Origin of the sequence: Pseudomonas nicosulfuronedens (assembly GCF_005877905.1) — a bacterium.
Lineage (GTDB): Bacteria > Pseudomonadota > Gammaproteobacteria > Pseudomonadales > Pseudomonadaceae > Pseudomonas > Pseudomonas nicosulfuronedens.
Genome location: NZ_SWDV01000001.1, coordinates 252,714 through 271,206 on the forward strand (window position 1 = coordinate 252,714; position 18,493 = coordinate 271,206).

General features: G+C 65.7%; 14 protein-coding genes and 1 pseudogene. 9 read left to right on the forward strand and 6 right to left on the reverse strand.

The genetic code is table 11. From position 1 onward, the window contains the following. Positions 1–324 precede the first annotated feature (324 nt). From FAS41_RS01280 to cls, 4 genes are all read left to right on the forward strand, one after another. Positions 325–978, forward strand: a complete 654-nt coding sequence (locus tag FAS41_RS01280) for a gamma-glutamylcyclotransferase (protein ID WP_138519903.1) — start codon at positions 325–327, stop codon at positions 976–978. 118 nt (positions 979–1,096) lie between these two features. Further along, positions 1,097–1,678 (forward strand): alpha/beta hydrolase, encoded by a 582-nt coding sequence (locus tag FAS41_RS01285; protein ID WP_138520032.1) that lies wholly within the window; start codon positions 1,097–1,099, stop codon positions 1,676–1,678. A 108-nt stretch (positions 1,679–1,786) separates the two neighbouring features. Further along, on the forward strand, positions 1,787–3,184 hold the full coding sequence (locus FAS41_RS01290) for an amidase (RefSeq protein WP_138519904.1): 1,398 nt from the start codon (positions 1,787–1,789) through the stop codon (positions 3,182–3,184). Between the two features lie 42 nt (positions 3,185–3,226). Next, entirely contained in the window at positions 3,227–4,660 is a 1,434-nt protein-coding gene (gene cls, locus FAS41_RS01295) for a cardiolipin synthase (RefSeq protein WP_138519905.1), read from the forward strand. 259 nt (positions 4,661–4,919) lie between these two features. Here the strand turns inward: cls and ahpF are convergent, their stop codons facing one another. Continuing rightward, the gene (gene ahpF / locus FAS41_RS01300) at positions 4,920–6,485 is read right to left on the reverse strand and encodes an alkyl hydroperoxide reductase subunit F (protein WP_138519906.1); all 1,566 of its coding nucleotides are present in this window, start codon (positions 6,483–6,485) and stop codon (positions 4,920–4,922) included. 196 nt (positions 6,486–6,681) lie between these two features. Beyond that, the gene (gene ahpC, locus FAS41_RS01305; protein ID WP_037016170.1) at positions 6,682–7,245 is read right to left on the reverse strand and encodes an alkyl hydroperoxide reductase subunit C; all 564 of its coding nucleotides are present in this window, start codon (positions 7,243–7,245) and stop codon (positions 6,682–6,684) included. Positions 7,246–7,713: 468 nt separating this feature from the next. Between ahpC and xdhA the strand changes: the two genes are divergently transcribed. The 5 genes and pseudogenes from xdhA to FAS41_RS31395 all read left to right on the forward strand — a co-directional run bounded on the left by xdhA (position 7,714) and on the right by FAS41_RS31395 (position 14,540). Further along, positions 7,714–9,138: a xanthine dehydrogenase small subunit gene (gene xdhA, locus FAS41_RS01310; protein WP_138519907.1), complete on the forward strand. Its 1,425-nt coding sequence runs from the start codon at positions 7,714–7,716 to the stop codon at positions 9,136–9,138. Then, positions 9,131–11,653 carry a xanthine dehydrogenase molybdopterin binding subunit gene (gene xdhB, locus FAS41_RS01315; RefSeq protein ID WP_138519908.1) on the forward strand — a complete coding sequence of 841 codons (2,523 nt, stop codon included), beginning with the start codon at positions 9,131–9,133 and terminating at the stop codon, positions 11,651–11,653. Before xdhA ends, xdhB begins: the two co-directional genes overlap by 8 nt. Beyond that, complete coding sequence (gene xdhC / locus FAS41_RS01320) at positions 11,650–12,504, forward strand: xanthine dehydrogenase accessory protein XdhC (protein ID WP_138519909.1); 855 nt, start codon at positions 11,650–11,652, stop codon at positions 12,502–12,504. The genes xdhB and xdhC overlap by 4 nt, the downstream gene beginning before the upstream one ends. Positions 12,505–12,650: 146 nt before the next feature. Continuing rightward, a pseudogene (locus FAS41_RS31390) lies at positions 12,651–13,673 on the forward strand (HAMP domain-containing protein); the annotation flags it as partial. A gap of 138 nt (positions 13,674–13,811) precedes the next feature. Further along, complete coding sequence (locus FAS41_RS31395) at positions 13,812–14,540, forward strand: methyl-accepting chemotaxis protein (RefSeq protein ID WP_405307600.1); 729 nt, start codon at positions 13,812–13,814, stop codon at positions 14,538–14,540. A 472-nt stretch (positions 14,541–15,012) separates the two neighbouring features. Here FAS41_RS31395 and FAS41_RS01330 read toward each other — a convergent pair whose 3' ends face one another. From FAS41_RS01330 to FAS41_RS01345, 4 genes are all read right to left on the reverse strand, one after another. Continuing rightward, positions 15,013–15,603 (reverse strand): IMPACT family protein, encoded by a 591-nt coding sequence (locus FAS41_RS01330; RefSeq protein WP_138519911.1) that lies wholly within the window; start codon positions 15,601–15,603, stop codon positions 15,013–15,015. Then, positions 15,600–16,271, reverse strand: a complete 672-nt coding sequence (locus tag FAS41_RS01335) for a TetR/AcrR family transcriptional regulator (RefSeq protein ID WP_138519912.1) — start codon at positions 16,269–16,271, stop codon at positions 15,600–15,602. Before FAS41_RS01335 ends, FAS41_RS01330 begins: the two co-directional genes overlap by 4 nt. A gap of 161 nt (positions 16,272–16,432) precedes the next feature. After that, complete coding sequence (locus FAS41_RS01340; RefSeq protein ID WP_138519913.1) at positions 16,433–16,918, reverse strand: hypothetical protein; 486 nt, start codon at positions 16,916–16,918, stop codon at positions 16,433–16,435. Positions 16,919–17,109: 191 nt separating this feature from the next. Further along, on the reverse strand, positions 17,110–17,946 hold the full coding sequence (locus FAS41_RS01345; protein WP_138519914.1) for an outer membrane protein OmpK: 837 nt from the start codon (positions 17,944–17,946) through the stop codon (positions 17,110–17,112). Between the last annotated feature and the right edge of the window lie 547 nt (positions 17,947–18,493).

Here is an 18,493-nt window from a genome sequence, read left to right on the forward strand (position 1 = left end):
AAACAGAGCGGGTGTAGAAAGGGACCTCCACAACGTACCGAGCTTCAAGGCCGCTCTCCCAATACTCAGGCAGGGGTGAGCGGCCTTTTTTTATGCCCGGCTTCGACATCCGCCGGATGTCGGGTTCGCGAGCAAGCTCGCTCCTACAGGTTTGAGCCGGAGCGCTCTTTGTCGGAGCGAGCTTGCTCGCGAACCGCCCCTGATCCGTCCACCGCCGTTCGTCGTCATCCCCACCTCGGCAATAAACCTATGCCTTTCAGGCCCTTCCGTGGCCGCCGCAGTTCTACTAAGTTGATGACAGTTAGGAGACCTGAGGGGTACCGCATGACATCGTCTCCCGCTTCGGAAGGCCCGTTCTATCCACCGACACTGGGGGTGCCGGAACGTTTCACACCCGCACAGCTGCGCGCCTCGCTCGACATCACCATGAGCGAACACGGCGCCGGCCCGGTGTGGCTGTTCGCCTACGGCTCGCTGATCTGGCGCCCGGAATTCCCGGTGGCCGAGGCACGCCGCGCGCGGGTACATGGCTACCACCGCGGGCTCTACCTGTGGTCCCTCACCCACCGCGGCACCCCGGAAGCACCGGGCCTGGTGCTGGGCCTGGACCGTGGCGGCTCCTGCTCGGGCTTCGCCTTCCGCCTGCCGGAAGACCACCTCGACGCCAATCTCTACGCGCTCTGGGAACGGGAAATGCCCTATGCCTCCTACCGCCCGGAATGGCTGAACTGCCGCCTCGACGACGGCAGCCGCGTGCGCGCCCTGGGCTTCGTCCTCGAACGCCACTTGCCCAGCTACGCAGGCTCCCTGCCCGACAACATCGTCCAGCACGTACTCGACAGCGCCCAGGGCCACTTCGGCACCACCCGCGACTACGTCGAGCAGACCGCCAAGGCACTGCGCGATTACGCCATGCCCGACCTCAACCTGGAAGGCATCCTGGCGCGCTGCTGTCCGTTGCGCCGGGCGCAGGAATGAAGGCTTATAGCGATTCGTTTAGCTTAAATACTGCATAAGCAAAGAATTTCTTATTCCTTAACGAATATTAAAACCCTCCCTAGAATGCCTTCTCATGACGATTCGAGAGGGCCGCTTCATGCGCAACGAACGCATCCGCTACCTGATCGTGCCGGGCTGGCACGGATCCGACGACGCCCACTGGCAGAGCCATTGGCAGCGCGCCCTGCCGAACGCCGCGCGGGTGCAGCAGCAGGACTGGATCACCCCGCAGCACCACGACTGGGTTGCCGAACTGGACCGCGAAATCCGCCGCGAACCCGGCCGCGTGGTGCTGATCGCCCACAGCCTGGGCTGCGTCACCGTTGCCTCCTGGGCGGCCCGCGCCGACCGCCGCGCCCTCGCCCAGGTCGCCGGCGCCCTGCTGGTCGCCCCGGCCGACGTGGAACGGGAAACCTGCCACGAAGCGCTGCGCAACTTCGCCCCCATCGCCGCGCAGGCGCTGCCCTTCCCCGCCGTGCTGGTGGGTTCGGACAACGACGCTGCCTGCAGCCCGCAGCGCGCATTGATCCTCGGCCGCGCCTGGGGCACCGAGACGGTGATCCTGCCGTCCGCCGGGCACATCAACGTGAAATCCGGCCACGGCGCCTGGGAATCGGGCTACCGTCATCTCTATCGCCTGCAGTACCTGATCGACCAGCAATCGCGCCAGCGCGCCTGATTCCGACCTCTGACGACCGGAGCATGGAGCGCGGTGTGACGACCGCGCCTATCCCATCGCGGCGCGGATTCGGCTAGGGTGAGGCATAGCCCCACGCCGGAGACCGCCATGCCCCCGTTGCACGACCTGTCCGCCGTCGAACTGCTGGCCCTGTACCGCTCGCACCAGCTTTCCCCCGTCGAGTACCTGGAACACCTGATCGCTCACATCGACCGCTGGGAACCGCAGCTTTGCGCGCTCTTCGCCTTCGATCCGCAGCGGGCGATGGAGCAGGCGCGGCGCTCCGAGGCGCGCTGGATTCGCTGCGCGCCCTGTGGCGAACTGGATGGCGTGCCGGTGACCATCAAGGAGCTGATCGCCACCCGTGGCGACCCGATTCCCCAGGGCTGCGCCGCCACCCTGCTGCAACCTTCCACCGGCGATGCACCGCCCGCCGCGCGGATGTTCGAGGCCGGCGCGATCCTGCTGGGCAAGACCACGGTGCCGGACTTCGGCATGCTCTCCTCCGGGCTCTCCAGCTTCCACGAACTGGCGCGCAACCCCTGGGACCTGCGCATGAACCCCGGCGGCTCCAGCGCTGGCGCCGCCTCGGCCGCCGCCGCCGGCTACGGGCCGCTGCACATCGGCACCGACATCGGCGGCTCGGTGCGGCTGCCGGCGGGCTGGTGCGGCCTGGTCGGGTTCAAGCCGAGCTTCGGGCGTATTCCCATCGACCCCTACTACACCGGGCGCTGCGCCGGGCCCATGACCCGCACCCTGGATGACGCGGCGCTGATGATGAAGCACCTCGCCCGCCCGGACTGGCGCGACGCCACGTCCCTGCCGCCGGAGGAACTGGACTGGCACATCGAGCCGCTGGACGTGCAGGGCCTGCGCATCGGCCTGCAACTCGATCCCGGCTGCGGCCTGCAGCCCGAACCCGAAGTACGCGACGCCGTCGAGGCAGCCGCGCGGCGCTTCGCCGATGCGGGCGCGGAAATCGTCGAAGTCCGACCGATCCTCGATCGCGAGTTGCTCGACGGCCTCGACAAGTTCTGGCGCGCACGCCTCTGGGCCGAGCTGGAAAACCTGCCCCGGGAGCGCCAGGCCAAGGTGCTGCCCTACATCTACCAGTGGGCCGAGGGCGGCGCCTCGGTCAGCGGCGCCGACGCGGTGCGCGGCTACAACCGCACTTTCGACATGCGTCGACGGGCTGCCGAGCAATTCCACGAAGTAGACTTCCTGCTCTCGCCGACCAACCAGGTCTCCGCCTTCCCGGCCGAATGGGCCTCGCCCACCAACGACCCGGCGCTGCCCTTCGAGCACATCGGCTTCACCGTACCCTGGAACATGTCCGAGCAACCGGCACTCTCAATCAACTGTGGCTTCACCAGCGCCGGCATGCCCATCGGCCTGCAGATCGTCGGCCCGCGCTTCGCCGACATCACTGTGCTGCGCTTGGGAAAAGCCTACGAACACTGGCGAGGCCCGATCCACCACTGGCCGCAGCCGCCGGGAGTCAACTAGGCTCAAAGCCAACGCCGAGCACAAGGAACCGATCGCGCGCCCATGCATTACTCCGCCTACATCGCCCACTTCCTGGTGGTCATCCAGTTGCTGGGAATCATCGCCGCGGTCCACGCCGTGCTCAGCGTGCGCACCGCTCAGGGCGCCATCGCCTGGGCCACTTCGCTGGTGTTCATGCCACTGCTGACCCTGGTGCCCTACCTGGTCTTCGGTCGCAGCCGCTTTGACGCCTACATCGGCGCGCGCCGGCAGGCCAACGAGGAAATGCACGTGGCCGCCGCCGAGCTGGACTGGCGCCCCTGGGTGGAAGAAGCCCTCGCCGCCCGCCAGTACCACGCCTACAAATCGCTCAAGGCCATGGTTGGCCTGGCGCGCATGCCGACGCTGGCGAACAACAAGGTGCGCCTGCTGGTGAACGGCAAGGCCTCCTTCGACGCGATGTTCGAGGCCATCTCCAGCGCGCGGAAAGTCATCCTGGTGCAGTTCTTCATCATCCGCGACGACGCCCTTGGCCAGCGCCTGGCGCAACTGCTGATGGAGCGCGCCGCCAACGGTGTGGATGTGTTCCTGATGTATGACGGCATCGGCAGCCATTCGCTGCCGCGCCGCTATGTGGAAAAACTGCGCCAGGGCGGCGTGCAGGTACATGCCTTCAGCACCGGCAGCGGGATGATCAACCGCTTCCAGGTCAACTTCCGCAACCACCGCAAGATCGTGGTGGTCGACGGCGTACGCGGTTTCGTCGGCGGACACAACGTTGGCGTCGAATACCTGGGCGAGAAGCCGCCGCTGGCACCCTGGCGCGACACCCACATCGAGCTGCACGGCCCAGCGGTGGCCTGCTTGCAGGAGTGCTTCGCCGAGGACTGGTTCTGGGCCACCCACGCGCTGCCGACACTGATCCTGCCCGATGGCTACGACGATGCCGGGATGCTCTGCCAGGTGGTGCCCAGCGGGCCAGCGGACACCCAGGAAACCTGCTCGCTGTTCTTCGTCGAGTCGATCAACGCGGCGGTGGAGCGGGTGTGGATCACCACGCCGTATTTTGTCCCCGACGAAGCCGTCGCCGCCGCCCTGCGCCTGGCGGTGCTGCGCGGCGTGGACGTGCGCATCCTGCTGCCCTCGCGGCCGGACCACAAGACGGTCTACGCCGCCTCCAGCCTCTACGCGCTGGAAGCCGTGCGCGCTGGCGTACGGGTGTTCCGCTACCAGCCCGGGTTCCTGCACCAGAAGGTGGTGCTGATCGACCACGACAGCGCCGCCGTAGGCAGCGCCAACCTGGACAACCGCTCCTTCCGCCTGAACTTCGAGATCATGGTGATCACCGTCGACGAAGGCTTCGCTCGCGACGTGGAGAGCATGCTGGAAGAGGACTTCGCCCAGTCGGTGGAGATGACCCTGGACGACCGCAAGCGCGTGCATCGGCTGCAGCAGTTGGGGATGCGGGTGGCACGGCTGGTGTCGCCGATTCTTTGAAGGTTTGGAGCGGGGGCTGGCCCTCTCCCCCGCCCTCTCCCTGAAGGGAGAGGGAGCCGTCCTCTGCCGCGACATGTTTCGAAGTCAGCCGGAAAGCCCAGAGATATCAGCGCCTGCCGAACAGTCCCCTCTCCCTTCAGGGAGAGGGTTAGGGAGAGGGCGCCAATCCAAGCGCCTGAACCGACAGACACGCACTGCACAAAAGAAACGCCCGGTTCACTCTCGTGAACCGGGCGTTTCTTTCTCTAGCGCGAGGTCATCAGGCTGGCGCGGAGGAGCGGATCAGATGATCGAAGGCGGAGAGCGACGCTTTGGCGCCTTCGCCGACCGCGATCACGATCTGCTTGTACGGTACGGTGGTCACGTCACCGGCGGCGAAGATGCCCGGCAGCGAGGTTTCACCGCGAGCGTCGACGATGATCTCGCCACGCGGGGTCAGCTCGATGGTGCCCTTGAGCCATTCGCTGTTGGGCAGCAGGCCGATCTGCACGAAGATGCCTTCCAGCTCGATGGACTTGAACTCTTCCGAGTTGCGGTCCTTGTAGACCAGCCCGGTGACTTTCTGGCCATCGCCTTTCACTTCGCTGGTCAGTGCGCTGGTGATCACTTCCACGTTCGGCAGGCTGAACAGCTTGCGTTGCAGTACGGCGTCAGCGCGCAGCTTGCTGTCGAACTCCAGCAGGGTCACGTGGCTGACGATACCGGCCAGGTCGATGGCCGCCTCGACGCCGGAGTTACCGCCACCGATCACCGCCACGCGCTTGCCCTTGAACAGCGGGCCGTCGCAGTGCGGGCAGAAGCACACACCCTTGGCCTTGTATTCCTTCTCGCCCGGCACACCCATTTCGCGCCAGCGGGCGCCGGTGGCCAGGATCACGGACTTGGCCTTCAGGCTGCCGCCACCCTCGAACTGCACTTCGTGCAGGCCGCCGGCGGTCTTCGCCGGAATCAGCGCACTGGCGCGCTGCAGGTTCATGATGTCGACGTCGTAGTGCTTGACGTGCTCTTCCAGCTGGCGAGCCAGTTTCGGGCCTTCGGTCTCGGTCACCGAGATGAAGTTCTCGATCGCCATGGTGTCCAGCACCTGGCCACCGAAGCGCTCGGCCGCGACACCGGTACGGATGCCTTTACGGGCGGCGTAGATGGCGGCCGCAGCACCGGCCGGGCCACCGCCGACGACCAGTACATCGAATTCTTCTTTCGCCGACAGCTTCTCGGCTTCGCGGGCTGCGGCGCCGGTGTCGATCTTGGCGAGGATTTCCTCCACGCCCATGCGGCCCTGGCCGAACACTTCACCGTTGAGGTAGAGGCTCGGTACAGCCATCACCTGGCGGCGCTCGACTTCTTCCTGGAACAACGCGCCATCGATGGCGACGTGGCGGATGTTCGGGTTGAGCACAGCCATCAGGTTCAGCGCCTGGACCACGTCCGGGCAGTTCTGGCAGGACAGCGAGAAGTAGGTTTCGAACTCGAACGAACCCTGGATGCCCTTGATCTGCTCGATCACTTGCGCGTCGAGCTTGGACGGGTGGCCGCCAACCTGCAGCAGCGCCAGCACCAGGGAGGTGAATTCGTGGCCCATGGGGATACCGGCGAAAGCCAGGCCGATGTTCGCCCCGGGGCGGTTCAGCGCGAAGGAAGGCTTGCGGGCATCGCTGCCGTCTTCACGCAGGGTGATCTTGTCGGTCAGGCCGACGATGTCGTGCAGCAGTTCGCTCAGCTCGCGGGATTTGTCGCTGTCATCGAGGGAAGCGACGATCTCGAACGGCTGCTGGACCTTTTCCAGGTAGGCCTTCAACTGGGTTTTAAGCGTGGCGTCCAACATGATCCAGATCCTCGGAATTTGAGCAAAGGGGTTCCCCGGCGAGCCTTCTGGCCCACCCTACACACGCTTTTGGCTTTAGGTAGGGAGGATGCCGGTAGGCATCCTCGGGGTGTTGCAAAACGGTGGGGGAAGCCGTCGGGCGAGCGCCCGGAGGTTGCGCGGCGGGAGCCACCGCGCAACCGCTTCCCGACCGTTCTTAGATCTTGCCGACCAGGTCCAGGGACGGAGCCAGGGTCTTCTCGCCTTCTTTCCACTTGGCCGGGCAGACTTCGCCCGGGTGAGCGGCGGTGTACTGGGCAGCTTTCAGCTTGCGCAGGGTTTCGCCGACGTCACGAGCGATCTCGTTGGAGTGGATTTCGACGGTCTTGATCACGCCTTCCGGGTTGATCACGAAGGTGCCGCGCAGGGCCAGGCCTTCTTCCGGGATGTGCACGCCGAAAGCGTTGGTCAGCTGGTGGGTCGGGTCGCCGATCAGCGGGAACTGAGCCTTGCCAACAGCCGGGGAGGTTTCGTGCCACACCTTGTGGGAGAAGTGGGTGTCGGTGGTCACGATGTAAACCTCGGTACCAGCATCACGGAACGCAGCGTAGTTGTTGGCGGCGTCTTCGATCTCGGTCGGGCAGTTGAAGGTGAAGGCTGCCGGCATGAAGATCAGTACCGACCACTTGCCCTTCAGGGACTGCTCGGTGACTTCGATGAACTTGCCATTGTGGAAAGCGTTGACCTTGAACGGTTGGACTTGGGTGTTGATCAGGTTCATTAGGCAATTCCTCGTAGAGAGTTGTCGTTTAATCGAGTGGGTCGATCGTTAGAAATTCGACAGGTAGAAGATTATCGTCTGATGACAGAAAAGGCCCATTGATTTAGGGCATTAGGAATATTGAGTCTTTCTATGGAGATACTTATAGAAGGAAGAAGTTTCCTATCAAGCGAAGCGCTGCATCCTACGCCTGGATATCCGCTTCGAGGGCTCTGCCTGGCGGCTTCAAGCCCTACCCCCTGAGTCCGGCGGCTGGCACCGGTCCTGTCACCTTGGCGCGAAAGCCACTGGAGGGCAACGGCGGATGCGACGTACGGTCCCCTGTACCCTCTCCCGGCCTTCGCCTTTTTTGCCCTGCCCGCCCACGAGCCTATGCTTGTGCCTGAGAGCTGCTGCCGGGGGGCTCTCGCGCATTCCGGACAGCCTTCGCGAAGCGGTACGCCGCACGCCTGACGACGAGGACTCCCGATGATCCAGTTCCTGCTCGGCGATGAGGCCATCCAGGTTGACGGACTCGCGCCTGAAACCAGCCTGCTCGACTACCTGCGCATCCACCGTGCGCGCACCGGTACCAAGGAGGGCTGCGCCTCGGGCGACTGCGGCGCCTGCACCGTAGTGCTCGCCGAACCTGAGGGCGAAGCGCTGCGCTACCGCGCGGTGAACGCCTGCATCACGCTGCTGGGCGCGATCCACGGGCGCCAGGTGCTGACAGTGGAGCACCTCGGCGAGCCCGGCGCACTGCATCCGGTGCAGCAGGCAATGGTGGACTGCCACGGCTCGCAGTGCGGCTTCTGCACACCGGGCATCGTCATGTCGCTGTTCGCCTGGCGCCACTCGCCGCCGCCACACAATCGCGAGACGGCGCTGACCGCGCTCTCCGGCAACCTGTGCCGCTGCACCGGCTACCGGCCGATCCTCGACGCCGCCGCGCAGATCGCCGGGCAGCCCTGCCACGACCAGTTCGCGCACAACACGACCCTCACCGTCACCCGTCTTCGGGAAATACCTACAGCCGGCGCGTTGCGCGACGGCGAGGCGCAGGCCTGGTTGCCCGCCTCGCTGGAGGAACTGGATACCCTGCTGCAGCGTCATCCGCAGGCACGTCTGATTGCCGGCGGCACCGACCTGGCGCTGGAAGCCACGCAGAATCTCAAGGCCTTCCCTGCACTGATCCACCTGGACCGCATCGACGAACTCCAGCGCCTGGAGGTCCATGCCGACCACCTGCTGATCGGCGCCGCGCGAACCTATGCCGACTGCCTTGAAGCGCTGCGGGAGTTTCCCGGCGTCGCCGCCCTGCTCGAACGCCTTGGCTCCCTGCAGATCCGCCAGCGCGGCAGCCTGGGCGGCAACATCGCCAACGCCTCCCCCATCGGCGACATGCCACCGCTGCTGCTCGCACTGGATGCCCGGCTGCGCCTGCGCAAGGCGGGAAGCGTGCGCGAAGTCCCCATCGACGGGTTCTTCACCGGCTACCGCCAGACGCTCCTGCAAGCCGGCGAATACATCGAGGCGCTGCTGATTCCACACCTGCGCGAGAACCAGCGGTTCCGCGTCGACAAGGTATCCAAGCGCCGCGACGACGATATTTCCGCCGTTTGCCTGGCCCTGCGCCTGGACCTCGACGAGGCCGGCACCGTCACCGACGCGCGCCTTGCCTGCGGAGGCATGGCGGCCACGCCGCTGCGCGGTGCGTACACCGAAACAGCCTTGCGCGGCAGGCCTTTCGACGCCATTGCCGTGGCCGCCGCACAAGCGGCGATCCCCCAGGATTTCCAGCCCATCGACGACCTGCGCGCCAGCGCCGCCTATCGGCTGAAGGTGGCGCAGAACCTGTTGCAGCGCGCACTACTGGAATGGTCCGAATGCCCTGCGGAGGTGCGCCATGCGTAGCCTGCCACCGCTGGCCAGCAACGGCGTCGCAGTTGCCATCCACAGCGCGGGAAAGCCCCGCGAACACGATAGCGCCACGCTGCACGTGAGCGGTGCCGCGCGCTACGTGGACGACCTGAAGGAACCACGCGAGCTGCTGCACGCCGCTGTCGGCCTGACTGAAATCGCCTGCGGCGCCGTGCTCTCGCTCGATCTCGATGCCGTGCGCAGCGCGCCCGGCGTGGTGGCCGTGCTGACCCTGGACGACGTGCCGGGCCACACCGACATCGGCCCGGTGTTCCCCGGCGACCCGCTGCTCGCTGGCGAGCGGGTGAAATACCACGGTCAGGCACTGTTCGCGGTCGCCGCCGAAAGCCTCATCCAGGCGCGCCGGGCGGTACGCCTGGCGAAGGTCGAGTACGCGAAGGAAGCTCCACTGATCGACCCGCTGCGGGCCAAGGCCGAGGAGCGCTTCGTGCGCCCACCGCACCACCTTCGCCGGGGCGATGCGCAGGCTGCACTGGAGAGCGCCCCGCACGTGCTGGAGGCGCGCCAGTTCATCGGCGGCCAGGAGCATTTCTACCTCGAAGGCCAGGCCTCGCTCGCCCTGCCCAGCGACGACGGCGGCATGCTGGTGCACACCTCCAGCCAGCACCCAAGCGAAGTACAGAAACTGGCCGCCGAAGTGCTGGCGATCCCGCTGGCCAAGGTCACCGTGGAAGTGCGGCGCATGGGCGGTGGTTTCGGCGGCAAAGAGACCCAGGCCGCGCCCTTCGCCTGCCTCGCTGCGCTGCTCGCGCACAAGACCGGTCGCGCGGTGAAACTGCGTCTGCCGCGCGCCGACGACATGCGCCTGACCGGCAAGCGCCACCCCTTCCACAACCGCTACCGCATCGGCTTCGACAACGAAGGCCGGCTGCTCGCCGCGCAGCTTGAAGTGGTGGGCGACTGCGGCCATTCGCCGGACCTCTCCGACGCCATCGTCGACCGCGCGATGTTCCATGCCGACAACGCCTACTTCATCCCCGACGTGGCCATCTCCGGCTACCGCAGCTTTACCAACATCGTCTCGCACACGGCATTCCGCGGTTTCGGCGGGCCGCAGGGGATGATGATCATCGAGCGCGCCATGGACGACATAGCCCGTGCAGTGGGCAAGGACCCGCTGGAGGTGCGCAAGCTCAACCTCTATGGTGGAATGGGAAGGGAACTGACGCCCTACCACCAGAAGGTCGAGCACAACCTGCTGGGCGAACTGATTGCGCGACTGGAACAGAGCAGCGAGTACGCCGCACGTCGCACGGGCATCCGCGACTTCAATGCACAGAGCCCGGTGCTGAAAAAGGGCTTGGCGCTGACGCCGGTGAAATTCGGCATTTCCTTCACTGCGCAGCATCTGAATCAGGCGGGCGCGTTGATCCACCTCTACACCGACGGCAGCATCCAGCTGAACCACGGCGGCACCGAGATGGGCCAGGGCCTGAACACCAAGGTCGCGCAGATAGTCGCCGAGGAATTTCAGGTGCCGCTGGAGCGTGTGGTGATTACCGCCACGCGCACCGACAAGGTGCCCAACACCTCGCCCACCGCCGCCTCCAGCGGCACCGACCTGAACGGCATGGCCGCCCGCGATGCCGCGCGCACGCTGAAGAAGCGCCTGGTCGACTTCCTTGCCGAACGGGATGGCGTGAAGCCGCAGGAGGTTCGCTTCGAGCAAGGCGGAGTGACCGTCGGGGCGCAGCACCTGGGCTTCACCGAGGTGATCCAGGCGGCCTACTTCGCGCGCATCCAGCTCTCCGCCACCGGCTTCTACCGCACGCCGAAAATCTTCTACGACCGCGAGAAGGGCCAGGGCCACCCATTCTTCTACTTCGCCTATGGCGCGGCGGTCTCCGAGGTGGAAATCGACACGCTGACAGGCGAGTACCGCGTGCTTCGCGTGGACATCCTCCACGACGTCGGCCGCAGCGTGAACCCGGCCATCGACATCGGCCAGATCGAAGGCGGCTTCGTCCAGGGCATGGGCTGGCTGACCACCGAGGAGTTGCGCTGGGACGACTCGGGCAAGCTGCTCACCGTGGGACCGGCCACCTACAAGATCCCGGCGGTGAGCGACGCGCCGGAAGACTTCCGCGTGGCGCTGTTCGAGCGTCCCAACGAAGAGGACAGCGTGTACCTGTCCAAGGCGGTGGGCGAACCGCCGTTCATGCTGGCGATCTCGGTGTGGTCGGCGCTGCGCGACGCCATCGCCAGCCTCGCGGATTACCGGCTGAGCCCCGACCTGGATACGCCGGCGACGCCGGAGCGGGTACTCTGGGCCTGTGAGGCGATGCGCCAGCAAGAGCACCCTCTCCCCAGCCCTCTCCCGCAGGCGGGAGAGGGGGCCGACCGGCGCGACGCTCCTCCGGGTCTTCAGCCGGCAGTTGCGCTGTCCGTGAAAAGACCATCCTCCTATCCTGCACCGAACCGCCCCCTCTCCCTTCAGGGAGAGGGCTGGGGAGAGGGTGAACAGCCAGCAGAGGAGTTCAGGCCATGACCTGGATGGACGCCATCGCCCGCCTGCGCGACAGCGCCGAGCGCTACGTGCTGATCACCGTGATCGGCGTGCAGGGCTCCACGCCCCGCGAGTCCGGCAGCAAGATGCTGGTCACCGCCGGGGAAACCTTCGACACCATCGGCGGTGGCCATCTGGAATTTGCCGCCATCGAGCACGCCCGCCAGCTATTGCTGGCCGGCAAGAACAGCCAGGCGCTGGAACACTTCCCCCTCGGCGCGCGGCTGGGCCAATGCTGCGGCGGGCGCGCCAGCCTGCTGTTCGAATGCTTCGCCGCACGCGGGCCGCAGGTCGTGCTGTTCGGTGCCGGCCACGTGGGCCGCGCCCTCGCACCGCTACTGGCAGGGCTGCCGCTGCGCCTGGAATGGGTGGACAGCCGCGCAGCGGAGTTTCCCCAGTCCGTTCCCGAGGGCGTGCGCGTGCGTCTGTTGGAAGAGCCGGAAGACGCCGTGCACGAGGCGCCACCGGGCAGCTACTTCCTGGTCATGACCCACAACCACCCGCTGGACTATGCCATTGCCGAGGCGGTGCTCAAGCGCGGCGACGCCGGCTTCCTCGGCATGATCGGCTCGCGCACCAAGGCCCGGCGCTTCCAGATGAGGCTGGAGCAGCACGGTTACCCACAGGAGGTGATCGCGCAGATGCACTGTCCCATCGGCCTGCCCGAAGTGCCCGGCAAACGCCCACTGGAAGTGGCCATCTCGGTGGCTGCCCAGGTCATCGCCCGCTATCACCAGGACGCCCCCGTCCGGCAGACGCGCGAAGGGGTGGAGTGGGCCGAGTTGTGTAGCGAAGGCTCGTGCCGCGACTCGCCAGAAAACGCAAAAACCTGACCAGTTGGACAACAGTTTTTCCTGGCGCCGCCGATACACTCAACGACCCCGTCTCTTCGCCCGCCTCTGTCGGGCGTCTCGTTGTGCGTTCGGAGGAAAACAAGAACATGCGCCTGCGAAGTATCCAGACCCAACTCATCCTCAGCATGGGCGCTGCCCTGCTCATCAGCCTGCTCATCGTCCTCGGCCTGTATGCCGTGCTGGTCAATCGCCTCAGCGAGCGCTACCTGCTCGAACAGGCGTTGCCGGCGAGCATCCAGGCGATTGCCAACGACTTCGAGAAGCGCCTCACCGGCCCCATCACCGCGGCGGCCGGCATCGCCGACAACACCCTGGTGCAGGACTGGCTGGCGGCCGGCGAGAAGCCCGAACAGCTTGCCGAGTTCACCCGCTACCTGGGTGGCATCCGTGCCTCGCAGAAGGCCTTCTCCGCACTGATTACCTCCAACGCCAGCGGCGCCTACTACAGCGACAAGGGCAAGGAACGCACGCTGAGCCGCAGCGAGCCGAAAGACAGCTGGTACTTCCAGTTCATCGACAGCGGCAAGCCGCGCATGTGGAACATCGACACCGACGGCAGCACCGGCGAACTGGCGCTGTTCATCGACCAGCGTGTGGAGCAGGGCGGCAAGCTGCTGGGCATCGCCGGGTTGGGCCTGGAAATGCGTGAGCTGTCGACGCTGATCCGCGACTTCCGCTTCGGCCAGTCCGGTCGCGTGTACCTGGTGAAGAACGACGGCCAGGTGCAGATCCATCCCGACGCCTCGCTGCCCAAGGGACGCATCCTCGGCGACCTGATCGGCGCCGACGCCGCCAGTGCGCTGCTCGGCCAGCAGGGCTTCCACAGCGCTCGCTTCGAGCGTGGCGGCGAGGACTACCTGGCCGCCAGCCTGCCGCTGCATGACCTGGGCTGGACCCTGGTGAGCGAGGTGCCGGAAGCGGAAATCTACGCCGACGCCCGCGAGGCGCTGGCCTTCTCCGGCCTGGCCGGGGCTGTGGTCGCCCTACTCTGCCTGGCTTTGGTGGTGCTGATGGCGCGCAGCCTGGCCAGGCCGATCCGCCAGGTGACCCGGGCGTTGCTGGAAATTGGCGGTGGCGGCGGCGACCTCACACGCCGCCTGGACGACAGCCGCGCCGACGAGCTGGGCGACCTGGCACGCGGCTTCAACCGCTTCCTCGAGGGCCAGCGCGCGCTGATCGGCGCCGTGCTCGGCACCAGCCAGCAACTACTACGTACCGTCGGCGAAGTGGCGCAGGTGGTGGACAACACTGCCGACCGCGCCGGCCGCCAGCAGGAAATGACCGACATGGTCGCCACGGCGGTCAACGAGATGGGCAGCACCGTGCAGGAAATCGCCCGTAACGCCGAGCAAGCCGCCAGCGCCTCGCAGCAGGCAAGGGAAGAGGCCGGTGAAGCGCGCCGCGTGGTCGGCGGCTCGCTGCAGGTCGGCCAGCGCATGTCCGGGGAGATCGGCGAAGCCGCCGGCGCCGTGGGTGAGTTGGCCGGGCAAGTGGCAAGTATCGACCAGGTGCTGGCGGTGATCCGTGGCGTTTCCGAGCAGACCAACCTGCTCGCCCTCAACGCCGCCATCGAGGCGGCGCGTGCGGGTGAACTGGGCCGTGGCTTCGCTGTGGTGGCCGACGAGGTACGCACGCTGGCCAGCCGCACTCAGGGCTCCACCGACGAAATCCTCACGATCATCCAGCGCCTGAAGGGCGGCGCGGAGGCTGCGGTGCGCTCGATGCAGTCAAGCCAGCAGACCACCGGCCAGAGCCTGGCCGCCAGCGAACAGGCGGGCGCCTCGCTGGGTGCCATCGCCGATCAGGTGGAGCGCATCAGCGATATCAACCATCAGGTCGCCACGGCCACCGAGGAGCAGTCGGCGGTGACCGAGGAGATCAATCGCAACGTGCAGGGCATCGCCGATCTCGCCCACGCCACCACCCGCGAAGTGCAGCACGGCCGCGAGCAATGCCGCGAGTTGCGGAACCTGGCCGATGACCTGGCGCGGCAGATGGCGCAGTTCCGCCTTTGAGCTGTTCCGGCGCCGACCTTGTGCCGGCGCCTTTTCCCCAGAGTTACCCACAGATTTTCCAAGCGAAGCGGCAGCCTTTTCGCCATGGCCGGTGGGTGGTGACGGCCGATCAGCGCACGAAGTGTCTCGCCAGCGAGACACCTTGCCCACAAGTTGCCCACAGATTGTCCAGAGACTTGCCCCCAACCTCCACGGCGCCGCCCGCTCAACTGGCGAAAAGCCCGAGCCCAGGCCCTGCAAGCCCTGCATCAATCCGATGAATAACTTACCGACCGGTCAGAAGTGGTGTTTGACCATGTTCCCGGGGAGTTTAACCCACACCTTTTCCACAGCTTGTTCATATTTCACTCAACAGGCACGAGGGCGTTTGATCAGAAAACGAGCGACGCGCTGAAGGCTGCGGAATACCTGGGCAGCAGAGGTCCTGCCACAGGTTATCCACAGGCGGTTCCACGGTGTTTGGGGAGAAGGATCAGGCGTCCAGCCATTGCGCCAGGACACGACCACGACTGAGGTCGCTCAACAGCCTCTGCAGAGGCTCGACCTGGGTGGTCGGCAGGTTCACCGTCATGCGCACACCTTCCGCACCAAAAGCTTCGTCTTCGACACTGGCGCCGAGCGCGAGCACCCGCGCCTTGAACAGCGCGTGCTCGGCAAAACTGCAATCGAACGCCAGCCGGCTGCTGGGCACCAGTTCGATGCGTTCGGCGTCCTGCAGGCATTTCGCCGCGCAGCCCCCATAGGCGCGGGCCAGGCCGCCGGTGCCGAGCTTGATGCCACCGAACCAGCGGCTGACGACGACTACCACGCGGTCCATGTCCTGCCCCTCGATGGCGACCAGCATGGGCCGGCCGGCGGTGCCGCCGGGCTCGCCGTCGTCGCTGAAGCGGTACTGGTTGCCCAGCTTCCAGGCCCAGCAGTTGTGCCCGGCGCTGGCGTCGCGGTGAGCGGCGAGGAAGGCCTGGGCCTCGACCTCGCTGGCGATAGGGGCGGCGACGCAGTGGAAGCGGCTCTTGCGGATGTCTTCCTCGTAAACCGCGGGGCCGGCGAGGGTGAAACTCATGCCGAGGCCGGCGGCGGCGTCAGCCCGCAACCCTTGAGGATAATGCGGATGAGGTTGTCACTGGCCTCGCTGAAGTCCTGCCTGGACAGGCGCTTGCGGCCAGTGACGAAGCCGATCTGGGTGGCGAAGTCAGCGTAGTGCTGGGTGCTGCTCCAGATCAGGAAGATCAGGTTCACCGGGTCCACGGCGTCCATCTTGCCGGCGTCGATCCAGGCCTGAAACACCGCGGCGCGGCCGGCAAACCAGGTGCGGTAGTCCTGGCTGAAGTGCTGGGAGAGGCATTCGCCGCCGCTGATGATCTCCATGGCGAACACCCGCGAGGCCTGCGGGTAACGGCGGGAGAACTCCATCTTGGCGCGGATGTAGGCGGCCAGCGCCACGGCCGGGTCATCGTCCACGGTCAGGTGGTTGAAGGTGCTGTCCCACAGTTCGAGGATGTTGCTCAGCACCGCCACGTACAGCCCCAGCTTGTTGCTGAAGTAGTAATGCAGGTTGGCCTTGGGCAGGCCGACGCGCTGGGCGATGGTGTTCATGCTGGTGCCCTTGAAGCCGTGGCGGGCGAACTCCTCCTCGGCGGCGGCGAGGATGGCTTCCTCGTTCTTCTGGCGAATGCGACCGGCGGGCTTTTCGCCGTTGGGCGCGGTATGGGCGGGTACCTGGAGGGTCATGCGGGATGTCCGTGCATTTTGCGGGGGCGCTGCATGGATAACCCAGGCGGGTAGCGGGATTCAAGCGCAAGGCGTGAAAAAGGGCAGGAACCGGCATCGCCAGGCGGTGCGGTCCCTGTCCCAGCCACGACAGCCCCCGGAAATGGACCGGGGGCACGGCATCACTTGGTGGTACCGGTGGTCCCGGAGCTGTGGTGGCCACCGCCACCGCCGTGGTTGCCGATGGCAGCGCCAATCGCGACGACCGCGGCACCGATGCCGACAGCCTCACCGACGGTCAGCTGGCCGTACAGCGGAGTGGCCAGGCCCATGCCGGAGCAGGTCGGCGGCAGCGGAACGATCGCGCCGGCACGATCCTTGTCGTCCTTGTCAGCTGCATTCGCGGCCCGGGCCTGATCCTGCTGGTCTTTCGCACCGCCGCCCCACAGCGGCGCACAATCGTTGGTGGCAACCACGGCCTTCTGTTCTTCCTTCGGCTCTTCTTTCACCGGCGCCGGCTGGGAACGGGTAATGACGTCCTGATAGAAGCCGCCCGCATGGGTTTCGTCGTGCACTTCGGTCGCGGGAATGCTGGGGTGCCCGAGAGGCGCCGCCAATACCGGGGTGCCCAGGCTCGCGGCAATGGCCGCGATCAACAGTTTCTTCATGGCTCACATCTCCTAGGTGAAGCAAAAGAGATGCAAAGCTAGAGGCTGGCAAGGGTTCGACCAATGGGCTGCGAGCCGGATGGCCTGTCGGCAATTTCCGAAAGATTTGCTGACATAGCTGCAGGCTCACGAATTTGCCGACGAAGCCTGAAAAGACCGACCCCGCCAGGTGGCGGGGTCGGTGGGGAACATCAGAAGTGGTACTTGACCAGCGCGCTGACGGTGTTCTGGTCGGTGGTGAAGTACTGCGAATCCTTGATGCCGTACTTGTCGGACCAGTAGTCGTACTCGATACCCACGTACAGGTGCTTGGCCTCGTAGCCCAGGGACTTGCCCAGGTCGTATTTCACCTGCGGGTTGAAGTGCAGGTTGGCGTGATAATCCGACTGGTTGCGGTGGCTGGAGCTGGCGTCCTTGTTGTTCACGACCCAGTCCATGAAGCCGTCGAACAGGATGTCGGAGTTGCCCACCGGGATGGTGATCGCCCAGGCCGGGGTGATCTGCCAGGCGCCGGACGGTACGCGGTTGCCGTCGGGCTTGCGGTAGTAGAAGTTCAGCTGGAAGTAATCGAAGCCCGGCAGCGCCAGGTCGAAGCCCGGACCGACCAGGTAGGACTCGACGTCGCCTTCGCCGAACTCGTAGGTGGTCGCCAGCAGCACGTCCTTGACCGGGCCGAAGGACAGGTCGGTACCGGTGATCTTGCCGAACGACAGGCGCGGGCTGAACTCACCGTAGTAGGTGTTCTTGCCGTTGGTGGCGCTTTCCTTGCCGTTGTAGTTGATCTGGTCGACGAAGAACCAGATGTCGCCCCAGGTCCAGGCGCTCGCACTCTCGAAGGTGAAGGTCTGCTGGATCGGCGGATCTACCTTGAAGTTCTTGCCCCACAGGTAGGACAGGCTTTCGTTGTGCCAGATCAGCGGGCCATCGTTGACGGCCTTGGCCGGCTCCAGGTCTTCACCGCCAGCCATGGCCTGCCCGGCCGCGAGCAGCCCGCCGGCGAGCAGCAGGGATGCGAGAGTGCGAGTCATGCGTTGCTCCTAATCAGTGCAGTCGTGTTGCGTTTTTAATTGTCGGTGGAACCTGTCCGGTCGGTCAGGCCTGGCGAGGAAAAGCAAGATTGGCGCCAATCCTGACCAGATGTTCCACTTTTATGACGAACCCCTTGGGATCCGCTCCTTTGGCAGGGAAGACGCAGGTGCACGAGCCGGGCCATTTCCTGACTCACAGGACAACTTCGCCTGTTTCGAGGGCATCGGCCCCAGCAGCAAGCACTGAAATGGCGATCGCCGACCAGAAGATTGGATACATGGCAAACTTGTGTTGAAACGAATCAACACAAATTATGTATACAACTATCCTGTGGGAAATCTACACAACAGCCGTCGGAACACACCACGCGTTTTTCCGGGCGCGGATAATGCCAGACAAGGGCCTTCACCACACCTGTCAGAGTGCCTCGGGCCGCTCGGCGGTCGCGCTGTCGGATGCTTCCTTCAGGGCTCGAACGCCGTCGTTCGGACCGACAACATCGCTTAACTGGCTTGAGGCGAAGGGGGCGGCCTGCCAGACTCCGAT